The sequence below is a fragment of the Nitrospira sp. genome (assembly GCA_029194535.1).
Taxonomy (GTDB): Bacteria; Nitrospirota; Nitrospiria; order Nitrospirales; family Nitrospiraceae; genus Nitrospira_C.
On sequence record JARFXR010000001.1, the window covers coordinates 2068544 to 2094853 of the forward strand.

At 58.1% G+C, this 26310-nt stretch carries 31 protein-coding genes; 5 read left to right on the forward strand and 26 right to left on the reverse strand.

Annotated elements, in window-relative coordinates:
- Positions 1-50: 50 nt before the first annotated feature.
- Positions 51-1280: a DEAD/DEAH box helicase gene (locus P0111_09540; GenBank protein ID MDF0644263.1), complete on the reverse strand. Its 1230-nt coding sequence runs from the start codon at positions 1278-1280 to the stop codon at positions 51-53.
- A gap of 262 nt (positions 1281-1542) precedes the next feature.
- Positions 1543-1848 carry a hypothetical protein gene (locus P0111_09545; GenBank protein MDF0644264.1) on the reverse strand — a complete coding sequence of 102 codons (306 nt, stop codon included), beginning with the start codon at positions 1846-1848 and terminating at the stop codon, positions 1543-1545.
- A 191-nt stretch (positions 1849-2039) separates the two neighbouring features.
- Here P0111_09545 and P0111_09550 point away from each other — a divergent pair, with 191 nt between their 5' ends.
- Entirely contained in the window at positions 2040-2399 is a 360-nt protein-coding gene (locus tag P0111_09550) for a hypothetical protein (GenBank protein ID MDF0644265.1), read from the forward strand.
- 39 nt (positions 2400-2438) lie between these two features.
- Here P0111_09550 and P0111_09555 read toward each other — a convergent pair whose 3' ends face one another.
- Positions 2439-2825, reverse strand: coding sequence for a PEGA domain-containing protein (locus P0111_09555; GenBank protein MDF0644266.1), 387 nt, complete (start codon positions 2823-2825; stop codon positions 2439-2441).
- 42 nt (positions 2826-2867) lie between these two features.
- Positions 2868-3173, reverse strand: a complete 306-nt coding sequence (locus P0111_09560) for a hypothetical protein (protein MDF0644267.1) — start codon at positions 3171-3173, stop codon at positions 2868-2870.
- Positions 3174-3572: 399 nt separating this feature from the next.
- Between P0111_09560 and P0111_09565 the strand changes: the two genes are divergently transcribed.
- Positions 3573-4055 carry a YbaK/EbsC family protein gene (locus tag P0111_09565; GenBank protein MDF0644268.1) on the forward strand — a complete coding sequence of 161 codons (483 nt, stop codon included), beginning with the start codon at positions 3573-3575 and terminating at the stop codon, positions 4053-4055.
- A gap of 276 nt (positions 4056-4331) precedes the next feature.
- On the opposite strand, the gene P0111_09570 is transcribed toward P0111_09565, so the two are convergent.
- Entirely contained in the window at positions 4332-4511 is a 180-nt protein-coding gene (locus P0111_09570) for a hypothetical protein (GenBank protein MDF0644269.1), read from the reverse strand.
- Between the two features lie 184 nt (positions 4512-4695).
- A complete protein-coding gene (locus P0111_09575) occupies positions 4696-4875 on the reverse strand; it encodes an SDR family oxidoreductase (protein ID MDF0644270.1) in 180 nt (59 codons plus the stop codon).
- Positions 4876-5203: 328 nt separating this feature from the next.
- Here P0111_09575 and P0111_09580 point away from each other — a divergent pair, with 328 nt between their 5' ends.
- Positions 5204-5671 carry a hypothetical protein gene (locus P0111_09580; protein ID MDF0644271.1) on the forward strand — a complete coding sequence of 156 codons (468 nt, stop codon included), beginning with the start codon at positions 5204-5206 and terminating at the stop codon, positions 5669-5671.
- Between the two features lie 161 nt (positions 5672-5832).
- Here the strand turns inward: P0111_09580 and P0111_09585 are convergent, their stop codons facing one another.
- The 20 genes from P0111_09585 to P0111_09680 form a co-directional block, all read right to left on the reverse strand.
- Positions 5833-6474, reverse strand: a complete 642-nt coding sequence (locus P0111_09585) for a hypothetical protein (GenBank protein MDF0644272.1) — start codon at positions 6472-6474, stop codon at positions 5833-5835.
- Between the two features lie 110 nt (positions 6475-6584).
- Positions 6585-6791, reverse strand: a complete 207-nt coding sequence (locus P0111_09590; GenBank protein ID MDF0644273.1) for a hypothetical protein — start codon at positions 6789-6791, stop codon at positions 6585-6587.
- Between the two features lie 194 nt (positions 6792-6985).
- On the reverse strand, positions 6986-8089 hold the full coding sequence (locus P0111_09595) for a DUF4419 domain-containing protein (GenBank protein MDF0644274.1): 1104 nt from the start codon (positions 8087-8089) through the stop codon (positions 6986-6988).
- Positions 8090-8425: 336 nt separating this feature from the next.
- Complete coding sequence (locus tag P0111_09600) at positions 8426-8935, reverse strand: transposase (protein MDF0644275.1); 510 nt, start codon at positions 8933-8935, stop codon at positions 8426-8428.
- A gap of 522 nt (positions 8936-9457) precedes the next feature.
- Positions 9458-11008 (reverse strand): class I SAM-dependent DNA methyltransferase, encoded by a 1551-nt coding sequence (locus P0111_09605; GenBank protein ID MDF0644276.1) that lies wholly within the window; start codon positions 11006-11008, stop codon positions 9458-9460.
- Between the two features lie 272 nt (positions 11009-11280).
- Positions 11281-11511: a DUF4926 domain-containing protein gene (locus tag P0111_09610; protein ID MDF0644277.1), complete on the reverse strand. Its 231-nt coding sequence runs from the start codon at positions 11509-11511 to the stop codon at positions 11281-11283.
- Positions 11512-12100: 589 nt separating this feature from the next.
- Positions 12101-12499, reverse strand: coding sequence for a HEPN domain-containing protein (locus tag P0111_09615; GenBank protein MDF0644278.1), 399 nt, complete (start codon positions 12497-12499; stop codon positions 12101-12103).
- A complete protein-coding gene (locus tag P0111_09620) occupies positions 12496-12816 on the reverse strand; it encodes a nucleotidyltransferase domain-containing protein (protein MDF0644279.1) in 321 nt (106 codons plus the stop codon). Before P0111_09620 ends, P0111_09615 begins: the two co-directional genes overlap by 4 nt.
- Positions 12817-13080: 264 nt before the next feature.
- Positions 13081-13293, reverse strand: coding sequence for a DUF2283 domain-containing protein (locus P0111_09625; GenBank protein ID MDF0644280.1), 213 nt, complete (start codon positions 13291-13293; stop codon positions 13081-13083).
- Positions 13294-13334: 41 nt separating this feature from the next.
- Entirely contained in the window at positions 13335-13571 is a 237-nt protein-coding gene (locus P0111_09630) for a DUF4926 domain-containing protein (protein MDF0644281.1), read from the reverse strand.
- 170 nt (positions 13572-13741) lie between these two features.
- On the reverse strand, positions 13742-14008 hold the full coding sequence (locus tag P0111_09635) for a hypothetical protein (protein ID MDF0644282.1): 267 nt from the start codon (positions 14006-14008) through the stop codon (positions 13742-13744).
- Between the two features lie 409 nt (positions 14009-14417).
- Positions 14418-14663 carry a YgiT-type zinc finger protein gene (locus P0111_09640; GenBank protein ID MDF0644283.1) on the reverse strand — a complete coding sequence of 82 codons (246 nt, stop codon included), beginning with the start codon at positions 14661-14663 and terminating at the stop codon, positions 14418-14420.
- Between the two features lie 35 nt (positions 14664-14698).
- On the reverse strand, positions 14699-14908 hold the full coding sequence (locus P0111_09645; GenBank protein ID MDF0644284.1) for a DUF4926 domain-containing protein: 210 nt from the start codon (positions 14906-14908) through the stop codon (positions 14699-14701).
- A gap of 30 nt (positions 14909-14938) precedes the next feature.
- Complete coding sequence (locus P0111_09650; protein MDF0644285.1) at positions 14939-15181, reverse strand: DUF2283 domain-containing protein; 243 nt, start codon at positions 15179-15181, stop codon at positions 14939-14941.
- A gap of 26 nt (positions 15182-15207) precedes the next feature.
- Positions 15208-15456, reverse strand: coding sequence for a hypothetical protein (locus tag P0111_09655; GenBank protein MDF0644286.1), 249 nt, complete (start codon positions 15454-15456; stop codon positions 15208-15210).
- Positions 15456-16832, reverse strand: coding sequence for a restriction endonuclease subunit S (locus P0111_09660; GenBank protein MDF0644287.1), 1377 nt, complete (start codon positions 16830-16832; stop codon positions 15456-15458). Before P0111_09660 ends, P0111_09655 begins: the two co-directional genes overlap by 1 nt.
- Positions 16833-17239: 407 nt before the next feature.
- On the reverse strand, positions 17240-17581 hold the full coding sequence (locus tag P0111_09665; protein ID MDF0644288.1) for a GIY-YIG nuclease family protein: 342 nt from the start codon (positions 17579-17581) through the stop codon (positions 17240-17242).
- Positions 17582-17794: 213 nt separating this feature from the next.
- On the reverse strand, positions 17795-18025 hold the full coding sequence (locus tag P0111_09670; protein MDF0644289.1) for an addiction module protein: 231 nt from the start codon (positions 18023-18025) through the stop codon (positions 17795-17797).
- 398 nt (positions 18026-18423) lie between these two features.
- Entirely contained in the window at positions 18424-21288 is a 2865-nt protein-coding gene (locus tag P0111_09675) for a type I restriction-modification enzyme R subunit C-terminal domain-containing protein (GenBank protein MDF0644290.1), read from the reverse strand.
- A 252-nt stretch (positions 21289-21540) separates the two neighbouring features.
- Positions 21541-22104: an HD domain-containing protein gene (locus P0111_09680; protein MDF0644291.1), complete on the reverse strand. Its 564-nt coding sequence runs from the start codon at positions 22102-22104 to the stop codon at positions 21541-21543.
- A 397-nt stretch (positions 22105-22501) separates the two neighbouring features.
- Here P0111_09680 and P0111_09685 point away from each other — a divergent pair, with 397 nt between their 5' ends.
- Positions 22502-23068, forward strand: coding sequence for a hypothetical protein (locus P0111_09685; protein MDF0644292.1), 567 nt, complete (start codon positions 22502-22504; stop codon positions 23066-23068).
- A 544-nt stretch (positions 23069-23612) separates the two neighbouring features.
- Positions 23613-26300, forward strand: coding sequence for a pyruvate dehydrogenase (acetyl-transferring), homodimeric type (gene aceE / locus P0111_09690; GenBank protein MDF0644293.1), 2688 nt, complete (start codon positions 23613-23615; stop codon positions 26298-26300).
- Positions 26301-26310 lie beyond the last annotated feature (10 nt).

Genomic DNA, 26310 nt, shown 5'->3' on the forward strand with positions numbered 1-26310 from the left:
GAAAGATCGGTCAAGAGCGCTCAGGCGGGACAGCCGGATGACCGAATGTCTCAGGCGCAGGGAAGATTCGACTGGACGCCGGGTCGTCTTCCGGACCCTCTGTGGTGACGATGAGCCGGCCTTGCGGTCGAGCCGGAACCGACGGATGAGGCCGCCGGACTCCCCGTCGCGACCGGAACCGATTGACCGAGCAACTGTTCGATCGCCCGGAGTTGTTCTCGATCGTCGGCCGTCACAAAGCTGGTCGCTCTCCCGGTGGTCTTCATGCGGGCCGTGCGTCCGATGCGATGAACGTAGTCTTCGGGACTGTGCGGAAGATCGTAGTTCACGACATGCCCGATGTTCGCCACGTCGATGCCGCGGGCCGCGATATCCGTCGCCACGAGGACGCGGAATGTCCCGCGTTTGAACCCCTCCAGCGCCGCCCGTCTCTGCGAGAGGTTTCGGTCGCCGTGCAGCACGGCGACCTTGTGTCCCGCCTCGCCCAGCACGCGACCCAGCCGATCCGCGCGGTGCTTCGTGCCCGTGAAGACGAGGACCGTCTCTGTTTCGTTTCGGAGCAGCGAGATCAAGAGCCCCGGCTTTCGATCATGCGAGGTGTGGTGCAGCGACTGCGTGACACCGTCGGCCGTCGTGGCGGGTCGCGCCACCATGACGTGGACCGGATCCTTGACATTTGCCTCAACCAGTCGCGTCAGGTCTGCCGGTAGAGTGGCGGAGAACAGGAGTGTTTGCCGCTCTTCCGGCAAGGCAACCAGAATTTGGTCGATCTGCGGCGCAAAGCCCATATCCAGCATCCGGTCCGCCTCGTCCAGCACCAGAATGTCGATCAGTCCCAGATTGACCGTGCCGTTCCACATGTGGTCCAGCAGGCGACCGGGCGTGGCGACCAAAATATCCGGTCGCTGGCGAAGCCCGCGCACCTGCGCCGGCATGTCGGCGCCGCCGACCAACGTGGTCGCAAAGATGCGCATGTGCTTGCCGAGCCGGTCGATGGTCTGCTGAATCTGGATCGCCAGCTCTCTCGTCGGCGCCAAGATCAGGGCGCGCGGGTGATCTTTGGGATCGGCCGCCAGCCGTTCGATCAAGGGAATCACGAAGGCCGCCGTCTTGCCCGTGCCGGTTTGCGCGCAGCCCAGCACGTCGCGACCCGCGATGGCGTGGGGAATGGCCTCGGCCTGAATGGCCGTGGGATGAATGAAACCCGCTTGAGTCAGGTCTCGGAGCAGTGCCTCGGACAAGCCGAGAGCGTCAAAACTCGTGTGAACAGTCGTGTGCACGACACTATCCTTTCAGTTGGATCGCATACTCACGAAGATCAGAGAACCGAGGGGAGGCAGATCAGGAAGAGGAGAGTCCGCTCCAAACAGGACCTGGCCGCGATGCGATCGCGAGATCCGTATGGCTTCAGTATCCCGCTCGCCGGACCACTACGAGCACGAGATGTGGCGTTACAGTACAGGATCGCAGGCGCGGCGTCAACCTCACTGATACCTTCGGTGTTCCGCGCCGACCGCACACACCGTACTCATCACATCATGCTTAAAGGATCACCTCGCAGGGCTGCAAGAACACTTTGAGCGGGACTTCCTCACCCGCGCGCTTTTCGATCTCCATCATATAGAGCTGCTTTACCGCCTCGGTGATCGGCGCCACCTGCTGGTCGTCGATCGCCGTCATGATCGACACGTTGCGATCCGCCATCCAGCTATATTCCGAGACCGTTCCCGTGAGGCCTTTTCCGCCCAGTCCGGACATCACCGTATATCCTTTGACGCCGGCACCGTTGAGAACCTGAACCACGGCATCCTGCAACCGCTCCCGGCAGATAATGGTGAGCATCTTCATGGCGGCTATCCTATATGAAACAAGCGGATCAGTCACTGACATGCGAAACCATCAGCGCCGCTGGTGATCCACGGCGGGGCTTGGACGCGGCCGTGCTTCGAGATCCTCAAAACTCCGCGCTTGCCGGTGGCCGTCATTACGATATAATACGCCCTTTGGCGCCGCCCAAGTCCAACCCGAGGAGCATACACATGAGAGTTCAGAGCCGTGCATCGATCTGGCGCGTGCGGGATGTTGCGATCATGAGCGCCCTGGCGCTGTTCATCGTCTTGGAAGGGCAGCCCGCGATCGCGGCCGACGACTCGGGAACTGCGGGAGGAGCAGGATTGCAGGCGGCCAGTTGGCTGGCGACCGTGCCCTATGGAGCGGTCAAGGTCGCGTATGCGGTCGGCGGCGGTGTCGTGGGAGGACTGGCCTGGGTGATGACGGCGGGAAATACGGACATTGCAAAGGCGATCTGGAGTCCGGCCATGACCGGCCACTATATCGTGCAGCCGCAGAACCTGACGGGGGAAAAGCCGTTGCGCTTCGTCGGGGGCTCGCCGAACTAAACGAGCACGAGTCGCGAGAAGAGATCTGGACGGGCTCCTTTATTCGGATTTGGTTTTCTGGGCAACCAATTGCACGTTGATATGTTCGGGATCAAGAGTCCAAGCCCCTCCGACCATCACATCCACGATCACGCCGGGATCGATCCAAAGAATATTTCCAAGAATAGTGGCGATAGCGTTGAAATCTCGCTTGATCGTGATCCTCTCCGCTTCATAGCCGTCTTTTTCTATCGTGACGGTGTAATCCTCTGCGCGACGTAGATCGGCGGTATACGGAGTCGCGAATCTGGTGCCGTTCTGGAGTTGAACAGTCGCCCCGGCTGGAGTGGTATTGAATGAGACCGCTTGTCTGCTGCCATGAATGATGGAGCCGCAGCCACTCAGGACTGCATAGAGCGTCAGCACGACGCCGGTCGAGTTCCACATAGGCCTTCCAACGTTCACAGTCGATACCCCCTTTTTGCCGGGTTATACGATCGGGTCGCAAGGCTGGAGGAACGCCTTGAAAGGAACCGCGTGTCCCGAATGCTCCTCCACCAGCGCAGCTTGCAATTGCTTGACGGCTTCCACGAGTGTGGCCATCCGGTCGTCTTCGAGCGCCACGAGGAGCAGCTTATTTCGGTCGGATGAGGTGTGCGTGACCGACACGGCGCCGGTCTCCCCGCTGCCGCCCACCCCGTGGACCACCGTGTATCCCTTAATCTTCAGCCTGCGGAAAACTCCGAGCACCTCATCTTCGAACGGTTCCCGGCAGATAATGGTCAGCATCTTCATGATGCGTCTCCTCTTCGGTTCAGCCAGAGATCAGTCCAGCCCCGAGGATACATCGACACGAATCTCTTTGGGAACCGTCGCGGACACGGCCACGGAGCCACCATTCGACGCGCACACGCTTGAGACGAATCGGGCCACCCTTTGAACGACTGATCAATGCGAGTACTACATCTCCCGTCAACGGATGACGGCCTGTCGGATTGTGACGAAAAATAGTGCATGAATTTCCGAACGGAAACAGTATAATGACAAAAGTCGCCGGTCATCATGATCTACGCGGAGACGTGGTCATGAAACACACTCCGACCACCATCCATCGGTTCCGAACGGTCCTTTATCTTTTTCACCCACCCACCAGCGACCCCCATTGGGAGGTCAGCCATCACAGGAGGTGCGGTCTTGCCCATTTCACCAACACTCAAAAGCCATCTCGATCGTGAACATGTTCATTACGATGTATTACCCCACAAGCGGACATTCCGCGCTACTGCCATCGCCCAGACGCTCCATACATTAGAACGAGAGATGGCCAAGGTTGTGATCGTCAAGGTGGACGGGCGGTTCGTGACAACGGTGCTGCAGGCAAGCTGGAACGTGGATCTCCATCGCCTCAGGAAGATCTTCATGACCCGCCATGTGCGGCTCGCAACCGAGGAGGAGCTTACACGACTCTTCCCGGATTGCGAACTGGGCGCAATGCCGCCTCTCGGCACCCTCTATGGGCTTCCTGTGTATGTTGACCGGTCGCTCACGGATGATGAGGAGATTGTCTTTGAAGCCGGCACACATTCAGATGCGATTCGCATGCGCTACTGGGACTTTGCCGCGCTCGTGTTTCCAGTGGTGGCGGAGTTCCACTGTCCGCCGGCCGCGATGAGATGACGGATGAATGGAAAACGGTTTGGGAATTCCGTCATTCCCGCGCAAGCGGGAATCCAGGCGTCAGTTCAGAACCCCTCCCACACTTGATTTCTGTGTTCCCAGACAGGCTTGCGGGGATCGCTCGGGGATGACTCGATCGCCGGAACTTCCGCCCCTGCTGCCTCGGTGAGAGATGAGTCAACAAAGACTCCCGACCCCTTGGTTTTGTCTTCCGTAGTGGAACCCACATCCCAGGCAGGGTATCTCTTATGAGGCATGTCTGCCACCGACGTTCCGTTAAGATTTCTTTCGGTACACGTTGAGCCCAACTTTTTCCTCCCGATTCGGAATCGTCACATTCCCTTCCGTCGAAGCGATGATGATGGTCTTGCCTGATGCGGAAGGTCCAAACTCCTTCGAGAGATCCACTTTAATGGTCAGTATCGTCCCATCCACAGTCATTTCAACGTTCTTCATGATGATATCCCCTCGGTGGTGTGACTGGTTGGTCCTCTTCGTCGGTCGTAGCGAATCCCCCTGGCAACGAATCATGGCGCAGTGAACGTCGTCATGAGCCGGCCTTGCCCGAGGCATAGCGTCGTGTGTTCGCTCTCGCTATTCTACGGGAAGAGCGCGTCCGGTTGCACGACCATCGATCCACTTACCGTGCCGTGAATCCTCCATCGATGACCAGTTCGGTGCCGGTCACACACGCGGCTTCGTCGGACGCCAGATACAGCATGCCATAGGCGGCTTCTTCCGGCTGCGCGATGCGACCAAGGGGAAGATGGTCTTTGACCTGCCGGCTGCTTCGCGCATGGCGGGAGAAGCACCTCTGCATTGTTCACCAGAATGTCGAGCCGACCGAGCGTTTCCAAAGCCGTGTGAATGACGTGGCGCCACGAGTCTTCCTGGGTCACGTCCCGAGCGGCAAAGCAGACACGCCCGCCCTCGGCATGAAGGTTGGTCACCGCCTGTTCGCCTTCAGGGCGGTCACGCTGTCGGATCACCACGGAGGCATCCTCGCGCGCGAAGAGCCTGGGTCTCGCCAATCCCAGTCCCCTGCCACCTCCGGAAATCGCCGCAACCGTTCCTTCAAGACATCGTCTCATCTTGCGTCAAAATCGACATCTGCTGGACTTTAGAGAGCGCTGGTGAGAAGAACAACTATGACCTACCCTGCTTTGATGTGCTTGGGTGCGGTCTTCGCGATGGCCGCGGCCACCGCCCATGCTCAATCGGCTCGGAGCGACGGTGAACAGAGTTCGTCGCATGCCGAGGCGAAACCTCCTCCGATTGAGTCACCAGTTCCCGCAACCAGACTGCCCGATTCTCAATCTGACACGGCATCCCTCTCGCCGCTCGCGCAACCACCAGCCAGCCGAATCTCAGAATTGGCACAGCTCAAGGCGATCACCCTGTTGGCTGTGCTGCCGTACTTCAACTCACTCGCCCAGCTGGCCCAGCTCTCAACAGCCGAGAAGGAGTCGTTCGCGCTCAGGTTGTTGCGAGATATCAACAACTGTGAAACCCCTGCGTGTTTGGTCAGCGTCCAAGCGGAGTTGAATAGAACCCTGATGGATCGGCTTGTGAGCCTCTACAAGAATGTGGGTTGGGGTCGTCGCTCCTCCCTCTAATCTAACGAATTCACCTGCCTGCGCAGGAAGCCACGGCTGTCAAGCCGTGGGGCTCCGCTGTGGTCGAATAAGTCACCGGGTCGCTCCTTCTGAAAGAATCACGCAAGAGGGGACACGAATCGGTGTGCGACCGAAGACCAACGCCAGGGGTCGGGTTATCCTCAGTGCGTCCAGATCTGCTCGGGTGACTCCGCAAACGGATACACGTGCACCATCCAGCCGAAGAGCTGCGGATGGAAGCGCCCATTGGCTTGATCGCATTCGGCTTTGGTAACGATCGAGCCTTTCGGTCCGAACTTCTTCCAATCCGCGTGCTGCACATCCTGTTTCTGGGGCAGGCAGATATTCACATGAGCGTGCCACTGCGCCACGCTCAGCGGAATGCGTTTGTTCAGATCTTCCTCGCGTTCCCACTTCGGCGCCGTGAACATTGCGCCTTCCAGCTCATAGCCGCCAGGCGCCTCCCGGTATAACAGCGAGGTCGGCTGCTTTGGATCGAAGCTGAAGGCCGCCTTGAATCCATTCATCTTGCGCGTAAAGTGATAGTGTGTCTGCCGCACGTTCGGCAGGAATGGTTCATAGCCCTCATCCTGAGCGAAGCGATACTCTCGAAATGGTGCCAACGCCTGTCGCAGCTGCCGAAGGATATCCCATGCCGTCGCCTGGTCTGCCTGATTCGCCGAGCGAAGCGTCGTCCATCGGAAATGCGGTCCCAGATGCGCATGAGAGCCGGCCATGGAGAGCACCGCCTCGGCCTCATGGTCCCCATGCAGCTGCTCTTCTTCTACATTTGCATGCGACATCGTCTCCTGCATTGTCTGCGCTGGCTGCTTGGCAGAACAGGAGAGCGTAAAGAGTAATGCGAGAATCAAGACCGGGGAAAACATAATTTACACCTGACTCATCATACTCATTATGGTTGAGAGTGGTCCAATTGTTGTTCTGCTTGCGATTTCTGGGCAACCAGAGGCAGGTTGATGATTTCAGGATCGGGGGGCCAAGCCCCGTCTGCGAGGACATCCGCAATGACGTCTGGAACGATCCACAGCATATTTCCAAGAATGGTGGCGATAGCATTGAGGAAGAAAGGGAACAGCCTGTCCCCTTTCTTGCCTCTCATGCGCTCCTACAGAATCACCGGTAAGACTCCACGGGCGCCAGCTTGAGGCGAACCGGGGAAGCCGCTAATCAACGTGAGTATTAGGGCATTGGAAAAGCCTCCCGGCACCTTTTCTGTGCTTTCTCTATAGTCATGTCCCACAAACTAGAAAACCTTGACCAACGCCTCGCCTTCGCATCTTTTCTCCGATTGTCTCATGTGACTTGTTTGCACACAGCCCAACCGATATCGGGTTCAACGTGTCCCGTCGCGTGATGCCCCTTAACCCCGATAAATCCTGCGATAAGATCGAAATCCAATGCTGCATCCGTCCCCTGGAATCTCACGACAACTGGGGCCCGAGAAAGGCCGTTAGGCACAATTCCTGGTGAGATCCCTTCTTCGATTGTCACTTCTTCCTGCCGAATACTCAAGAATGGATTTCTGACCGTCGGCGCATTTGTCCGATAGTCCTTCACATACGGAAAGAGATTTGCAAGCCAGCCGGTCATAACATTGCCCCCATAGACCTCCTTAGGCTTGTAAATATGACGCCAAAACGGAAGTGAGGGAGCGCCTTCGGCTGATTCAACTAGCGCATCACAGATATGCTTGATGCGGTCCGTCCACCATTCGAGATGGTAGTCGGCCATCAGATCGACGCGTGCTCGAATCTCTACCCAGTCATCAACTGTGCCTTTCAACGTTACCGACGGAATCCCACAAATGCACATGAGCTCGTATTCGAAATACTGCTGAAACGCGTTCATCATGGCCACCTGACTGGCGGTTCTCGTGATCGCGGTTGTGGTGCTGAAGTTACAGATGAGCCGTTGATAAAGGTCAGCTCGGACATGGGCTTCGATTCCAGCGCTCCATTGTTCGACCACATCAGGCCATTCCTCACTGCTAGGAATCTCTAGGACGCTTACAGAAAGACTGACCCTTCCCTTGTGATCAACAAACCGGGACCGGAGCGCTTCCGCGTGATTGTTAATGTGTTGGGCAAAGCCCTGAGCGAGCGCCAGCCAAATCACATCCGGCGTCAGAATCAAAGGCCGATGTTCGCTGAATGCAAGATGAACGGCGTTCACAAGGCCATGCTCCCCGACTTCTGGCCCCCAAATAACCTTAGACGAAGCATCATGACTAAAGGCCAGCAGCGGTCGGCCCAGAGTTTCTTCGACTTTGGATTTGGCGCGTCTCAAGCTCGATCGCCGGGCACTTGGTTCGACATCATCGACACGAAAGCAGATTTCGTTCGCCGATCGGTGAAGAATTGAGGCGTGATCGCTTTGGCGTACGGTGAGATCGCTCATGTGACACCCCTCAGATTAGGTAGGACATGGCACGCTTTCCTTTAGAGAGGCAGGAGGTGTGCCTGCTGAAGATTAGCCGAAACAGTGATACTTGCGATGATGCGAAGTCAAGAGCTGTACTCGGTGGGATCAAAAAGGATCCGGTTTTGACCTATCCTGGAAGCAAACTGATACAGTTAGGCGGTCAGAGACGGGAACCAACAAAGAGAAGAAAGGAGACGGGCTCACTGCTGTCCAAAATAATCTACCCCAGCGGCTCCTTCCCGCATGATTGCCGCCTCTCGGACGGTTTTGGGTCCGGTGCTCGGAGGAGGTTGCCTCTGCTGCTGTCCAAGATCATGTGGTGAACAGTCTCCCCTGTGTGAGCGCTGGTGTGCGCAGCGGGCAGTCAAAGGGCGCATTGAGCCACGCCCACCGATCCCGATCGATCAACAGGTTGAAGCGGAGCAGCGCCGCGAGGTTCGAGAGGCTCCAGGGCCACGTGGACTTGAGCTGCAAGAACTTCAGCAGCAGCATCGCGAGCAACGCGATCCAGATCTGCACCTGCACGGCGTTCACCGTGGTCCCCACGAAGGTCTTGATCTTCAGATGCTGCTGGAGCGCTTTGAACAAGAGTTCGATCTGCCACCGCTCCTTATAGAGGGCGGCGATCGTGCTGGCGGTCAGGTGCATGAGGTTCGTCAGAAACGTCAGCCGGCGCTGCTGCACCTCATCCCAGATGCTCACCTGCCGCAGCGGCACGGGACACCGGTCGGAGGCATGCAAGCCGGTCAGGCGAATGACCTCATCAGCCAGCACTGGGCCACGGGCCGACACCGGACGCTGCTCCAGGACCTCATAGAGCATGTTGGTGCGGGGCCGCGTGACGCATCCGACGTTGGTGAGGTCCAGCGATGATACAGGGCAGAGTCGAGGTAGCCCCGATCGACCGCCACGATGGTGCCCGGCGCCAACGTGCGCTGTTGGGCCACGCGCACATCGTTGGTATCGCCGTTGGTCACGAGGGCCCAGCAGGGCAGACACCCCTGGTGATCGAGCTGGAGATGGAGGTTGATGGCGCCTTTCGCCCGTTGAAACCGAGCCCAATCGAACACCGTGGCACAGAGGGGAGGCAAGAAAGGGGACGGGCTGCTTTTCCGGAAATCACTAGCCTTGAGGCCTCATGAAAAAGCAGCCTGTCCCCTTTCTTGCCTCTCAGCAAGGCAGGCTCGCATCGTAGTGCCGATAAAGTCTGATGCTGACCACTGCCAAAAGTCGTGAAGCCTGACTGGCAGAGTCTGCTCACTCAGCGTGAAATGTTCCTCCCCTGTTCTTCTGAGAATCGGTATGAAGGGGTAGCTAGCAGCTGAATCGTTCACGTTTTGCGAATCAATCATGAGTTTTCATTTCGTCGCGGCCGAGGTCATTTGCGATCAATCGAAACTGTTCGAGCGCTGCTTCTAGGTCGTCCACGATCTCTTGGGCGATGACATCCGGATTGGGAAGGTTGTCGGAGGCTTCGAGGGATTCGTCTTTGAGCCAGAAGATGTCGAGGCTGGCTTTGTCGCGGGCGATGAGGTCGTCGTAGCCGTAGGCACGCCACCTGCCTGCAAACTGACCAGTTTGCGCAGGCAAGGCGTCCTTCATCTTGTCTGTCCAGGTAGGCTTTCGATCATGACGATTGGCCGGGTGATAACAACGGACAAAATCATCGAGATCTTCTCGCTTGAGCGGGTTGGTTTTGAGCGTGAAGTGCTGGTTGGTGCGGAGATCGTAGATCCAGAGTTTCTTGGTCCAGGGCGTTTCACTCGCCGGCTTCTTGTCGAAGAAGAGGACGTTGGCCTTCACGCCTTGCGCATAGAAAAGGCCTGTAGGCAGACGGAGCAGCGTGTGCACGTCGCAGTTATGCAGCAATTTCCGCCGAACCGTTTCCCCTGCCCCGCCTTCGAATAGCACGTTGTCCGGTACGACCACGGCAGCGCGGCCATTCACCGCGAGGATGGTCTTCACATGCTGGACGAAGTTCAGTTGCTTGTTAGAGGTCGTGGCCCAAAAGTCGTCGCGCTCGTAAGTCTCGCGCTCTTTGGAGACTTCACCATCCTGCCCGACGACCGTATAGCTGCTCTTCTTGCCGAACGGAGGATTGGTGAGCACGAGGTTGAACCGTTCGCCTGGATCGGAGGCGAGTGAGTCGGCCGCTTCGATGGCCTCGAAGTCCTGCGAGCCGATGCCGTGCAGGAGCAGATTCATGGCGCAGAGACGGACGACACTCTGGACCAACTCATAGCCTTTGAGTGTTTCTTCCTTCAGCTTCTTCTTTTGAGGCTTGGTCAGATTCGGATTGTGCCTCACCACATAGTCGTGCGCGGCAAGCAAGAACCCACCCGTTCCACGGGCCGGGTCGCAGATTGTCTCGCCAGGTTTGGGAGCGACCGCTTCCACGACTTTTTCAATCAGCGGACGCGGCGTGAAGTACTGGCCTGCCCCACCCTTCACGTCCTCGGCGTTCTTTTGGAGTAGGCCTTCGTAGGCCTCGCCTTTCACGTCGGCGCTCATCGCCGACCAGTCCTCTTTGTCGATGAGGTCCACGATCAGGCGGCGTAGTTTGGCGGGGTCTTGGAATTTGTTTTGCGACTTATTGAAAATCAGCCCGAGGAGGCCCTTCTCGTTGCCGAGCTTTTCCAAACTGTGGCGGTAGTGATCGAACAGCTCATCGCCGTCCTTCTTGAGCAGGCTGTGCCAACTGTATTTGTCGGGAACAATGCTGGCTGGCTTGCCTGCGCCAGAGGCAGGCAGGTATGGCGGCTTCGTCCGTTCGTCGGCCATCTTGAGGAACAGCAGATAGGTCAACTGCTCGACGTAATCGCCATACGACATTCCATCATCCCGAAGCACATTGCAGTAATTCCAAAGCTTGCTGACGATAGCCGATGGACTCATTTTGTGATGGTCTCACTCCAAGGCATGCGGTACAATTGCACTCAAGCCAAGAGGCTACAGCCGTGAAGAACAAGTCTCTGATTGAAACCAATCCCTACCTGGGGAATCCCAAGAAGTATCGAAAAGTCTTAATCCTCAATGTTGCAAGTTCAACTGCGATCGAGACGGGTGCTTCTGTGGAATCCATCGTCCGAAGGCTCACAGACGCATCCAAGATGAAAAGAATGAAGAAGCCGAGGGGCTCAAGTCATTGATGCGGCGTGGGCTCTTGCTTATCGCGAAGCCAGCTCACGGGCGTGGGTGATCTCGCGCTTGCCCACAGGGCGGACCTGGGCAGCTTCCACCGTAATGACCGCAGCAGTCTTCCCTTCCAGGGTGGTGAACTCCACCTCGTACGCCTGGCCATCCCGATAGACATGCACCACTGTACCCACGTCGCCTGCCACAAGCCCTTCGGCGGGCACGGTCGCAGCCAACACCACTCGATCGTGTTCTTTAATCATGGTCAGGGCTCCTCTTCTCTCGGATAGGCCGTCACGAGGCGCGGCACATCCCCCCGCATCAACAATCCAGACAGTCCGTACCATTGCCGTCCGACCATCTGGTGTCTGAAGCAGCCCATCTACAATATACTTGTGCCCGTGACGGGATGTCATGCTTTTTGTGAGAGGAGAGTCCCGCACCACGCGCCGGAGCGCGTTAGCCAACGCCTCCCATGACTCTCGCCGAAACCCGAGTGCAGTAAAGAACTCCGCCTTCCCGTATCCATCCGGATGAGCCTCGTTCAGCAGGTAGTCCCTCACTTTGTCATGTTCGACGACGGCACGTTCGCTGTTAGGTACGTTCATTTAGACAACCCCGGGCACAGCCGTTGTAGCTCATCCCGTCTGCCTGTGCGAGGTACGCAGACAGGTCGTCGCGCCTGCCTGCCGCGCATTGCTTGGCCCGCCTGCATGGCTGCGAGCAGGCGCAGGCAGAGAGGACGTTGCAGTAGTTCCAGAGTGTTTGGACGATGGCGAAGCTCATTGCGCACGATCGCCTGTATGGTGGAATTGTTTATTGATCGAACGTGACCCTGGCTGACCGGGAAACCTATGGTGAGTCTGACGGCGGAAGCGGGCCGAGGAGCCGTGCGGCCAAATCCAAGAACTCCTGCGCCCGACTAATCTGCTCGGCAGCGTCCACGGCCGATAACCCGGGCCCGAGATCATAATCACCGACATGACGGCTATCCTCGCCGTCAAGCAAGTACTTGTGAAACTGCGAGGGAACAACCGCCGGCTTGGCAAGGTGTTCTCCGAACGCGGCCAGCACAGCCGAATGCTTGGAAAACGAGAGACCCTGCCCCAGCAACAACGCTTCTGCCACGTAAAACATGGTGTAGTACGCACGAGACACGGCAAAGTCAAAGAGCCTCTCACCGGCCAGGAGTTGAGCTGCACGAAGGCTGGCCTGGGCCTTACGAAGCAACGCCGCCTGATCAGGCGTCATACTGCAACGCCTTCGCGCCGAATATTCATGAGCAAGGGGCTCTGTTCACGTTCGAACCGGTCCGATGACACAAACGCGCGCGAGAGCACGACACCATGCGTCAGAGAAAGCGAGGCAATGATATCACTGGTTCGGGCGATCTCCTCCCCAGGAGACACCGGCCCTTGCAAGACGACAAGCACATCGATATCCGAACCCACTTCGGCATCGCCACGCGCCTGCGAACCGTACAGCACCATCCGTGCCAGACGAGGGCCATACAACGCCTCAAGCCGTCGGCGTAATTCTTTCACGATCGCATGAACCATCTCGCTCATGGGGAGTCTCCCTGCTCACCCGCCATTTATAGCAGCTTCCTGAGGAATTGCCCACAGCACTCCCTTAGCTGTCCGTTCCGCTTGAGAGCAACCAGTCGCCGTAGCTCATCCCATCTTCGCGGAGGACGTTGCAGTAGTTCCAGAGCTTTTGGACGATGGCGGAGGAGTTCATCTGAAATCGGATGACGCCGAAACAGCGTCGTCAGGCCAGGGCGGAGATGAAGTCGGAAGTTTCACGGACGGGTCAGATTCGTCTGCCCCACCTTAAGAGCCGGTCATCAGTTCAGCTTCCAGAGGATGATCCTTTTTGAAACGGCTCACGCCAAGGACGCTGAAGCCCAGCACATGCCCCTGCTCGTCGACCCGCTCCATGAGCGCGTCGTGCGCCGTCGCTCGCATGAAGCCAGGCGCCTCACGGAACTGCACTTCGAGATAGTCCGCGTCCGGATCGAACCAGACTTTCACTTTTTCGGCCATATCGTTTCTCCTGATACGAGGAGCGTTCAAGGGGTGCGCTGTTACGATGCGGACCCGGCCAATTCGCGCGCATGGGCAATCTCACGCTGATGAGCCGGACGAACCTGAGCGGCCAAGAGCGTCACGACCGCCACGGTCTCGCCATTCAACGTCGTAAATTCAACCTCGTAGCCTTCGCCGCCCCGATGAACGAGCACGACGGTGCCGATATCGCCACGCCTCAGGTCGTGCTTGGGAAGGTCACACTCCAAAATCACGTCTTCTAACTCCTGAATCATGGCATCCTCCGTTTCAGGGGATAGGCAGTCACAAATCGCGGTACCTGACCACCCTCATCTATAAACCAGACCGTCCGAACGCAGAAAAGAACCTCGCCTTTCCCCTGCCTGCTCGATGAGTCGAAGAGAGGAGATACTGGACCACCTTGGCGTTAGGAATCTCTAGGCGATCAGCATGGGGCAATTTCATGACACCAGCTCAACCATTGAATCACGCTCATCGCCATCTTGACGAAGAGCAAATACGTCAACTGCTCGACGCCTGCCCTGCCCGCCCCGAGCAGAGTCGAGGGGAGCCAAGCCTGCGGTGAGCCTACCGAACCCGCCGAAGGGCCTGTCCTGAGCTTCGCCGAAGGGTAGTCGTCGTAGCTCATCCCGTCGTCGCGGAGAACGTTGCAGTAGTTCCAGAGTTTTTGAACGATGGCGGAAGGGCTCATTGAGGTTGATCGCTTGTTTCCGAAGATTGCTGACCTGCTGAAGTTGGGGGGAAGAGTTGCAGCACTTTGCGACGGATGTCCTCGCGAAAGAGAATTTCAATACACACAATGTTCCGGTCAACGAGGTCAAGGATCAGGTACCCAGACGAAGGTTTCAGGGGGAAGCTTTCGTGGTTCGGCCCGTAAGCTCCCTCTGGTTTTGGAGCGGTGTAGAGCGTGGCGCAAAAGTCATCACCACAGCGACACCGGTCAGTGAGTCGAAGCAGTGGTACTTGCTCGGCTAAAGCGCCCTCATGTTGACTGCTGAGAAGCGCGGTTAATTCGTCCGCAAGGTCCGGCAGGCCGTCTTGCAAAAGTGATGACATGACTGGTGAAGCGGATTATCGCGAAAGAAGCTCGCAGATCGTTCTCATAGCATTTCGCTATGGCTTCGACGGCGATGGACCGGTGCAGCCAAGGCGGAACTTTTCCGGTCGAGGCCGGCTAAGGCCTTCTGAATCAGTTCGACCTCTCGCGACTCGAAGTAGGGCTCGCCGCATTGCGTGCAGACCCAGGCGGGCACCGCATCCCAGGAGACGTGATAACCTTTTCGATCCAGACTAAAGGGAGCGGTCCCTCTCACCATCCGGCCTTTGCAGTCGATACATTTCGTCATAAGCCTGTGCTTCCCGTCTGAACCGTAAATTCGTCTCACGCAGGCTGATAGTGCAACACGAGCAGTTGACTGGATTTCAACGGAAGCATGGCATAAGTTCTACCATCGTTATCCACGAACTCCACTTCAAAGACACCAGGCCTCAGCGATTCCACAACGGTCCCGACTTGTCCGCGCTGCAAACCACGATCAGGGATATCCTCGGTCAGCGCCACCACATCAAGTAGGCGAATCTGTACAGTCATGAGTCGAACTTCCGGCAAGAGTGCCGCGGCTCAGGCGATCGGCAGCTTGACCGCAGTCCGTTCACCGGTCGCCTCGTTCTGAAGCACGAGCTGTCCCGCGTCTTCTCGAGCCAGTTGTATGTTGGCATTGAGCAGTTCGATCCCATACACCGTGCCATCGGGGGCGAGATCAACATTGATCTCGTCGCTCACGTGAATGGTCTCGACTTCCGCCGTCTTGGCGTGGAGACGGAGATACGCGATGTTGTAGCGGGGGTCGTAGGTGAGTTTCATACTACCTCCTGAACCGCGCGAACGGTTCAATAGTAACGGGTCACCACCGTAATCACAAGCCAATCCTCCCCTTCAGGCACGGCAAATGTCTCAACCTGCTTCATCGCATAATGCCGATCCCGCCACATGGAGTCGAAGGGGAAATTGCGCCGAAATCCGGCGCGACCGAACTTAGCTGGAAACCTCTCGCCGCCGAGCACAGTCGCACGCACCTCATCCTCCGTTGCGCCACGCTCCGACAACCGTTCCAGCGCATGAGGATGGAAGCGAACCATCAGAGTTCCCCCCGGAACGCTCGCTGGAGAATCGACTGCCTTAGCCGCTCGGCGCGGGTGAGGTTGGCTTCGGCGGTGGCTTCGAGTTCGTCAATGACGGACAGGCGGCGCTCGACTTCGGCGATGATTTGTTCTTGTTCAGCGGCAGGAGGCAATGGCAGAGTCAGCGGATAGAGGTCAGTCATAGAAATCCGTTGATGGCCAGCAGTTGACTTAGCCGCTTTTCCCAGAGTCTTACGGATATGAGGGTGTTGGAAGCAGTAGGACAGATATACCCCATCAATACCCGGCACTAGTTTGCCGCAAAATATACGGTCAGGGTATTGGATTCCGTCGCATACGGTATCCTTGACGAGCGCACTGCACCCAACATAACCCACACTGCCACTCAAACGTGTGATTAAGAAATCTCCTATCCGCAGGAAATTATCAGATCGTTGGCTCTGCGACTTCTGGAGGAAGTTTATATCCGCAAAGTCAATTAACCCGTGTCTAACGGCACTCGATTTTAGAACGGGATAGCCAGTGGGTTCCCTTCTAGAAGTCTCCGCTGTACCGCTCCGCAATTGCCAAAGAGCTTGGTCAAGCGTCATCCAGCACCACTCCGTGGGTATCGGCGGAAGATTAGTGCTCGCTGGTGCAACCGGCTCCTTGTATGCACCTTTGTAGGGCCATTTGGTTCGTCTTTCGGCGAGGATGCGTTCGAGGAGTTTGCTCGCTGGCTCGACGTCTGGGTGTTGCTTGCGCCAGTCTTCGGTGAGCTTGCCTTCGACGGCGGCTTTGAGGACGGAAGCTTTGTAGCGTTTGAGGTTGGCCTTGGTGCGCTTGAGCGAGGCGACGGCTTCATCGAGGCGGGAGAATTGCTTTTCGATCTCCGCGACGATACGCTGCTGATCTTCAAGGAGCGGAACAGGAATTGATGCTTCCTCAAGAAAGGACTGCGGCACGCGCTTTTGGCCAACCGCGCCAGTCATGTGATGGGCAGCTTCACGTCGGAAGCCTTGGCTTGACACAAAGTAGTAAACGAAACGAGCGTCGATCCCTTCGTGCGGGCGAAGGACATGAAACTCTGTCGATCCGAACCCTAGGCCGTTTGTGAGCTTCGGAACGACCGCCATTTTGCCGTTTTCCATGCACGGGGTGATCTTGGCAAATACAACATCGCCTTCCTTAAAAGGTGTGTAGCCCTTCTTGACTGCTACGAAGTGTTTCGTCTGAGAAACTTCCATCCTTCCGCTGCAGGCTTCAACCGCTGCCATAGGGACGAAGGACACTTCGAGGTCATCTCGATAGGCAGACTTATCAAGACGTGGATTGAGATCGACCACTTCGGACAACGGTTTCTGAGGCCAAGTTGGGTTGCTCTTGCTCAGCATCGTTATGCTGCCAACGTTCCGTTCAATTCTTCAATAATCCTGTTCAGCTCGCTGCCAAACACCTGGTGCACCTTTCCTAACCCGCCCTCCTGCCTGAATCCGCAGCCTGCAGTCGATAAATGAGCTTCTGGTGTTGTGTCATTTCGACCCTTGTCCCGAGTCTTTCGAGGGAACTTGGGAAAAATCATTCTGACGAGGGAGAGGATCTCTCGCGTTGCTCGAGACAAGGATTTCTCGCTTCGCTCGAAATGACAAAAGGCTCAAATAACAAAAGGCTCAAATGACAAAAGACTCCACGGCTCCGGTTCACGTCGTCTTGGCCCACCACACCGTTTATGGTGACGATCCGCCACGCTCTGTCATTTCGACCCATGTCCCGAGCGAAGCGAAGGGGCTGGGGAGAAATCCTACAAGTAATGCGTTTTACGATTCCTCGCTTCGCTCGGAATGACAGGGCAGCCGAGATCATTGCCTAGATCACGCCATTCCGGGTTGGCTTGGATGACCAATGCGTTCTTCTTTTCACGCCGCCACTTTTTGATTTCCTTCTCGCGGGCAATTGCGGAGTGTGCATCGGAGGTTTCCTCGAAGTAGACGAGTTTGGTCACGTTGTACTTTTCGGTAAACCCCTTTACGACGTGGCTTCTGTGCTCATAGACACGTCGCATGAGGTCGTTGGTCATGCCCACGTACATGACCCGGTTGTTCCAATTGGTGAGGAGGTAGACGTAGTAGCGGTGGTCTCGCATCAGAGGAGGGTTCCTTGGGGAAGGATTTCTCGCTTCGCTCGAAATGACATATGAAAAGGGCAAAATGACAAATGGGAGGATCGAAATGACGAATGAGAAGGCCGAAAAGTCGAATGGGGATGCCAAAGTGACAATTGTGTGTCGCAACATGACAGCGGGGTCATCTCGCCTCGTCCGCCTCGATCCGAGCTTCCCGATGCCACCGGACTCGCATCAGGCGTGCTTTTTCCGAAGTTCAGCCATAACTGTATCAGAGTCGATCAACTCCACTTCCCCTCGATCGACCTGTTCGCAGCGACGTTGAATCTCCTCCCGCCACGCCTGCGAAACCTCGAAATCCTCCTCGAAGTCGAGACTCTCCAAGAGAGTTTCGGCAATCATGGCACGGGCGCCAGGCTCCAACTGCAAGGCCTCTTCCAGAACTCTCTTTGCATTCGCTTTCATGGTGTCAACTCCTCCTCCAGGTCGCCGGGCCTACACGCCATTCCAGACCTCGTCGTCCTGATTGTCCCACACGTGGCGCATCGCCGGTTCCTGGGCTTGCTTCAACGCTTCTGTGGACCTGTCGCGGAGGCCGTGCGAGCTGGTCCGGGAGCTTCTGCGCTTCCTTGAAGATTCGTTCGGCAGTCGACATATCGCCCTTCCTCTCCTGGCCCGCATCATTCACGAAGGCTTCTACTGCAACCGCCGACACGCCGCTACGACAAGCCTCACGGCGGGCGGGCTCGCCGCTCAGTCAGTCAACATACTGCGTCAGTATGTTTCCTTCCCTCGCGCCTCCGCGCACCCGTCTCGCATGGCGTCTCAGCGGTTTCGTCACGAACCCTCGTGAATCATGCGGGCTAGGCCACGAGAGCCACATTCAGGTCTTCTATTATCGTCTGAAGGCTATTCGGAAACAACCGATGGGCCTTTCCCAATCCACCCTCCTGTGCAAACGGGGCGTACTCGAAGTCGTCCGGTCCTATGCCGAGATTCGCCGCAACATGGTCGCGGATCATATCGAGCCATCTCATTTGTTCGGCGTTAAAGGGCTCTGGATTCCCGCTTTCACGGGAATGACGGGTTGTTTGCGCCAGCCAGGCATTGAAGTTGGCGTTGACCCGTTCAGGGAAGGGCACCAGTTCATTGTCTTGATGGATGGCGAAGCGGACGAGGGACACGAGATCCGTCAGAATGCGTTTGCCGCTGGCCCCTTTGACCTTGGACTTCTCCAGCGCGGCATAGGCCTGCCAAAGCTGGGATTCGTTCCAGAGATACGGCGGCTTTTCGATGGCCTCGGCCAGTTCTTTGATGTGTTCAAAGGTCAGGCGCTTGCCTGCCTGCGTCACTCTCTGACGCGCAGGTATCGTGTAGAGAATCTGCAAGGCGGTGATTTCGTCCTTGTGCTTCTGGATGAACGCTTCGAACGACTGCACGAGGGTGCGGGCGCGGGCCAGGGCATCGGCGCTGAAGCCTGCTTCGATCACGTGATCCTGACTCACGTGGTCGATGGTGAGTTCGTTCTTCTTCTTGATGTCGATGAGCAATTCGCGCAGCTTCGGGTCCTGAAAGGGCTTGGCGGCTTCTTGCAAGAGCGCGGCTGTGGCCTTTGCCATCTGTTGCTCGGTCGGCTTGTCAGTGCCGAATTGTTGCCTGGCCCGCTCTTCCTGCCGGTCTGGATTGACCGCTTCGACCAATTTGCGGCTCAAGTCTTTGAGCGAGTGGCCGCCGCTGGTTTTCACGATGGCCTGATCGTCTGCCTTCGTGATGCGGTGCTCCATGCGGGCGAGTCGGCCGGCGATGCTGGTGAGCACGTCTTCATCGGTGTTCCCCAAGGCCACGGCTTGGAGCAGCTTGTCGAAGGCGATGCCGGGCTTCTTTTCCATCGGCCTGGCGTCGGTCTTGTCCATCTCGCAAACGCCCACCGCATCCACAATGACGAAGTGGTCTTTACTCACGGCGTCGGGCGTGACGCTCTTGAGGTCGTCGGCCTTGATGACGCGGACGCCACGGCCTTTCATCTGCTCGAAGAAGCTGCGGGATTTGACGGCGCGCATGAAGAGGACGATTTCAACCGGCTTGATATCGGTGCCGGTGGCGATCATGTCCACGGTGACGGCGATGCGGGGCAATGGCGAGACGCGAAAGGCCTTGATGAGTTCCTTCGGGTCGGCGCCGGTGGTGCGATAGGTGATCTTCTGTGCGAAATCGTTCCCCTTGCCGAATTCCTCGCGCACGAGCTTCACGATATCCTCGGCGTGGGAGTCGTCCTTGGCGAAAATGAGGGTCTTGGGCACCCATTCACGGCCGGGAAAGATTTCGGTGAAGAGCTTCTCCTTGAACGTCCTGATGACGGTGCGGATCTGGTCCACGGCAACCACGTCGCGGTCGAGCTGGTCGGGATCGTAGGCGAAGTCGTCGTCGAGTTGTTCCCAGCGCGTGGCGCGGGTCTCGCGGTCGCGCTTTTCGAGATAGAAGCCGGAATCGACCGAGGAGCCGGCCTGGGTGATGGCGGTGCGGATGCGGTACACGTCATAGTTCACGTTCACGCCGTCGGCGACGGCCTGCTCGTGGTTGTATTCCATGACGAGGTTCTGGTTGAAGAAGCCGAAGGTCTGCTTGTTGGGCGTGGCGGTGAGGCCGATGAGAGAGGCGTCGAAGTATTCGAGCACCTGCGCCCAGAGGTTGTAGATGGACCGGTGGCATTCGTCGGTGACAATCACGTCGAAGGTTTCGATGGGGATGGCTGGGTTGTACTCAATGGGGTCCGGTTTCTTGAAGAGGCGTTCGAGACCCGAGACGGAGGCTTCCTCGTCTTCTGCTGCCAGCTCGCGCCCTTTGAGCATCGAGTAGAGCCGTTGGATCGTCCCGATGCAGACGCGGGCGGTCCGGTCGAGCTGATTGCTGGTGAGCCGCTGGACGATGAACTCTTCGGTGAACTTGTAGTTGTTGTAGGGTGAGACGTACTGCTGAAATTCTTTCAGGGTTTGGTCGCCCAGGTTGCCACGATCAACCAGAAAGAGGACGCGCTTGACCCCGGCAAACTTGATGAGGCGGTAGATGAAGTTGATGGCGGTGAAGGTCTTGCCGCTGCCGGTGGCCATCTGAATCAGTGCGCGGGGACGATCCTGCGCGAGAGACCGTTCGAGGTTCCTGATGGCGGTGACCTGCGCGGGCCAGAGGCCTTCGGTTCTGAGCGGCGGCATTTGTCTGAGCAGACCGCGAAAGGTGGAGTGGAGACGGTACGGTTCACGCTTCAGCGCGGCAATGTGCTCGCGAGCTTCTCCAGGAGAATGGATCCCCGCCTTATCGATCCATTCGGCTAGCGTCTCCGGTCTGTGAAAGGCGAAGGTCCGGCGGCTGCGGGGTTCCGGATCGAGGCCGTTCGTGAACCGCGTTTCGATCCCGGTGCTTTGATAGAGAAACGGAAGGGGGCGGATGTAGGCCGGTAAGATGACAGGCAATCCCTCGCTATATTTGGCTGCCTGTACTTCAACGCCTGTGAGGGTGACGCCCGTTTTCTTCGCCTCGATCACCCCCGCCGCTTTTCCATCGACATACAGCAGGTAATCCGCGAAGCCGTGCCCCTCGGCGAGGGGAAAGTTTCTGAGGGCGACTCCCCTGCCGGCGTGAAGGTTGGCACTCTTGTAGTCCTGTACCTTCCAGCCGGCTTTCTCTAGCAACTCATTGATATCGTCGCGGGCTTTGTCTTCCGGTGTCGTCATGCCCTGCTGCCTAGTCCGAAACTATGAATCGACGGCTGGCAATTAGCGGAGAGCCTTACCCTGTTCTGCTTCAGAATGCAATCATTCTGCCGTGGGTTGGTCCCAAAGGGCGAGACTGTTCCGAGGGGTTACACGTATTTTTCAAGGATTTTCAGTACAGCAACACTGTTAAGGCCCACATGACTCAATAGCGGGTTGAGTGCACGCGCTCGACCGGTTGGCTTCGGCCCGCCCAAGGTGCCTGGGGTAGACTTATTTTCCTAGCTGCTCCAGTTGCTGAACCGCTGTTTCCAGCTCCTTCACCAGCGAGGCTGGCCCGCCCTGCAGGGCCTTCGCGCAGCCGCGGAAGTACCAGACCTGGTCCTCATACCCTGCGTTGAATCGGCTCCACAGCGCCGGTCCAAGCATCCGATAGTCGGTTAGGATCGCTCGGAGATTGTCGAGCTTGTCTGCGGCTGCGACCAGCTTCACGGACGGAGAGGCAGCGGCGAGATGCGGGAGATACTTCTCCTTGCGTGCCCGCCAGGGTGGCTTCGGCGTCACGTCCGTATCGGTGCAGGCCTCGACGATGTCGGCCACCGCCTTGCCGAACTGGGCCGCCAGCAAGGCCGGATTTGCGCCTTGGTCCTCGATGGAGTCGTGAAGCAAGGCCGCGATCGCTTCGTCCTCATTCCCGCCGTGGGTGATGACCAGGCTGGATACACTGAGCAGGTGGGCAATGTACGGAATCTCAGTGCCTTTGCGCAGCTGTGTGACGTGCAGGTGTGTGGCGAAGATCAGGGCTTCTTCGAACCGCGACGTCAACAGTGGTTTCATCGATCCTCCTTTCGGGTACGGCGGCATTTTACCCTTCGACAGGCTCACGGCAGGCCGGTTCGACAGGCTCACGGCAGGCCGGTTCGACAGGCTCACGGCAGGCATCATAAGGCAAGACTGTGACAAGGAAGGTCACTCCAGGGAGAGTGCTGGGTGGTGAGTGACGAGTTTCGGGTTATGAGTTTTGAGTTTCGGGTTAAAGGGGGGACTGGATAGGGATAAATGCAAAGGTTCGGGAAACGGGACAGGCACCCGCCTTCGCCAGGCTACGGCGGGAGCCAGTCCCTTTCCTCTGAATGGATGTATATCTGGCATTGAATCAAGCGCTGGAATGTCATGATCGTTGACTTCGGCTCTATAACGTTCTAGATTTTCGCCGCACTGTCGAGGATCGGTGATGGATCAGGAATCCCTGATACAAATTCAAGGACTCATCGGTGCGGCGACCGAATTGCTTCGTGCCGACATTGCCGAAGCCAGGCGCGACACAGGTGTCCTCAGAGAAGATCTCCAACAGGTCACCGAAACACTTCGGGTTGATATCGCTGAAGCGAGACGCCACACGGGTGTCCTCACCGAAGGGCTGAGGGAAGAGCTCAGAGAAGAACTTCAACAGGCCGCCGAATCGCTCAGGACTGATATCGCGGAGGCGAGACATCATGCGGGCGTTCTTACCGAGGGGCTGAGGGAAGAGCTCGGAGAAGAACTTCAACAGGTCACCGAAGCACTTCGGATTGATATCGCTGAGGCAAGACGCCACACGGGTGTCCTCACCGAAGACCTCAGGCAAGAGCTTCAGCTTGTCGCCGAAGGGTTTCAGATGCATCTGAGCGGACGTCATGCCGAAGAACGGGCCTATTTAGACGAGCAATTCAGAGAGACGCGCGCTCTCCTCCAGCTTTCTTATAGTCAAACACAAGAACGGCTCGAACGTCTCGAACAACGCGTTCGGACCCTCGAGTAGCACCTCAGCCTTTTCTCCACTTGTCGGCCCTCCCACTCACCCGCACATCTTGCCTGCCTTCGATCATCATCTCCTTCGTCTGGAAGTTCCGTCGAGCGGTAGTAAGAGCGTGCTGGGATTGCAGCGACCTCTGTGCTGAGTTTCGGGTTACGGATTGCGAGTTTCGGGTTAAAGGAGGGACTGGATAGGGAAAAATGCAAAGGTTCGGGAAACGGGACAGGCACCCGCCTTCGCCAGGCTATGACGGGAGCCAGTCCCGCCCGACCACTCCTTCCTCCGAAGAGCTGCCTTCCCGATTCGTGAACATGACCGGAGGGGCGAGGTATCCGCCGAGCTGAGCCGGGAAGGAAAGCTGGAACTGACCGAAGAATCACGGTTGAGTACAACCGTGACTGAGAGAATTCCAGGAGGATTTCCGCCCGGCGAAGTCGATGCGGATCCCTACGGGAGGTCGGTGAGCGAAACGCGAGGGGACCCCGTCATTTATTTTTGCGCTCCGCCTGCCATCTCTGTAAGATGATACTGAACCTCTCGAGGCCACCGCATGAGCGACGACGAGCGCACACGTCCGCCGCAGACTGATACCGATCCGGAGGAAACCCGCGAGTGGCTGGATTCTCTGGAGTATGTGCTGAAGCAGCACGGCCCGGCGCGTGCGACCTACCTCTTCGAGCGGCTCCGCGACCGCCTCGGTGCCGCCGGCGCACGCGTCTCCGCGCCGCTCAATACGCCCTACATCAATACGATCCCGGCCGCCGACGAACCTCCCTACCCCGGTAATCTGGAGATCGAACGGCGGATCCGCAGTTTCATTCGCTGGAACGCCATGGCCATGGTGATCAAGGCGAACAAGCAGCACTCGGGGATCGGCGGGCATATCTCGACGTTTGCCTCGACGGCCACATTGTACGAAGTGGCCTACAACCACTTTCTGCAGGGGAAGGACGCGCCGGGCGGAGGCGACCAGGTCTATTTCCAGGGGCATGCCGCGCCGGGCAATTACGCCCGCGCGTTTGTTGAGGGCCGCCTCCAGGAAGAGGCGCTGCATCGCTTCCGTCGCGAGCTGAGCGGCGGCGAACGAGGCCTGTCGTCCTATCCTCATCCGTGGCTCCTGCCCGATTATTGGGAGTTCCCCACGGTCTCGATGGGACTCGGGCCCATCATGTCGATCTATCAGGCGCGCTTCAACCGCTACCTTCAAGACAGGGGGCTGAAGGACACGAGCCGACAGCGCGTGTGGGCCTTCGTCGGCGACGGCGAAACCGATGAGCCGGAAAGTCTCGGTGCGCTGACTCTGGCCTCCCGGGAACACCTGGACAATCTGACCTGGGTCGTGAACTGCAATCTCCAGCGCCTCGACGGACCGGTGCGCGGCAACGGGAAAATCATTCAAGAGCTCGAAGCGAGCTTCCGCGGCGCCGGCTGGAATGTCATCAAGGTGATCTGGGGCCGCCACTGGGATCCGTTGCTGGCGCAAGACGACGAAGGCCTGCTGGTGAAGCGCATGGGTGAGGTCGTCGACGGTTGGTACCAGAAGTACACGGTCGAAGGGGGTGCGTTTGCGAGGACCCACTTCTTCGGCGCCGATCCGCGCCTGCTCAAAATGGTGGAGACCTATTCGGACGAGCAGATTCACAAGATGCTGCGCGGGGGGCACGATCCGCAGAAAGTCTACGCCGCCTACAAAGCCGCCGTCGAGCACAAGGGCCGACCGACCGTGATTCTGGCCAAGACGATCAAAGGCTACGGGCTGGGGGAAGCCGGCGAGGGGCGGAACGTCACCCATCAGCAGAAAAAGATGAACGAGCAGGAGCTGCGCGAGTTCCGCACGCGGTTCAGCGTCCCGGTGTCGGACGAGCAATTGGAGGGCACGCCCTTTTTCAAGCCGCCGGCCGGCAGCCCGGAGACGGCCTATCTCGTTGAGCGACGCAAGGCCATGGGTGGGCCGCTTCCCGAACGGCGCGTCACGGTCGAAGCCCTGCAGACTCCGGCACTCGACCAGTTCAAGGAGTTCATCGAGGGATCCGGCGACCGGGCGGTCTCGACGACGATGGGATTCGCCCGCATGTTGGCTCGACTCCTCGGCCTCAAAGACTTCGGAAAGCATCTGGTGCCGATCATTCCCGATGAAGCGCGCACGTTCGGCCTCGAAGCGCTCTTTCGGCAATACGGCATCTACTCGCACGTCGGTCAGCTCTACGATCCGGTCGATAAGAGTTCGTTGCTCTATTATTTCGAGGCGAAGAACGGGCAGATTCTGGAGGAGGGCATCACCGAAGCCGGCGGAATGTCCTCCTATATCGCCGCGGGCACCGCCTACGCGACCCATGCAGTCAACACGATCCCATTTTACATTTTCTACTCGATGTTCGGGCTTCAACGGGTCGGCGATCTGATCTGGGCGGCCTCCGACATGCGGACGCGCGGCTTCTTGCTGGGCGCCACGGCAGGACGCACGACGCTGGAAGGCGAAGGGCTGCAGCACCAGGACGGGCAGAGCCAACTGCTGGCGAGCGCGTATCCCACGATCGCGGCCTACGATCCGGCCTTCATGTTCGAGCTGGCGGTCATTCTGCAGGACGGCATGGCGCGCATGTACCGGCATCAGGAAGAGCTGTTCTACTACATCACGCTCTACAACGAGCCGTATCCGATGCCGCCGATGCCGCCCCAAGCGGAAGAAGGGATCCGCGAAGGGATGTACTGCTTCCGGCCGGCGCCGGACCGCGGCAAGCACCGGGCGCATCTTCTCGCGAGCGGCCCGCTGGTGAACGAAGCGTTGCGGGCGCAGGATCTGCTGTTGCAACGCTACGGTGTGGCGGCGGATGTGTGGAGCGTGACGAGTTACAAGACGCTGCGCGTCAGGACGCTTGAGGCCGAGCGCTGGAATATGTGGCATCCGGGGGAGCCGCCGCGCGTCAGTTATCTTCAAAGGACGACGCAGAGACTCGACGGCCCCTGCGTCGCCGTCAGCGACTATGTCCGGCTGGTCAGCCAGCAGATCGCGCCGTGGATCACCGGCGGCCTGCTTGCGCTGGGTACCGATGGATTCGGGCGGAGCGACACGCGACAGGCGCTGCGCCGGTTCTTCGAGATCGACGCCGAACATCTCGTGGTTGCGACGTTGTACGCGCTGCAACGGCAGGACGGGAAGATCAAGGCTGAAACCGTCCGGCAGGCCGCGCAGGATCTCGGACTGCGGGCCGACGAGCAGGCGCCATGGCAGCGCTGAGAGATAAGCG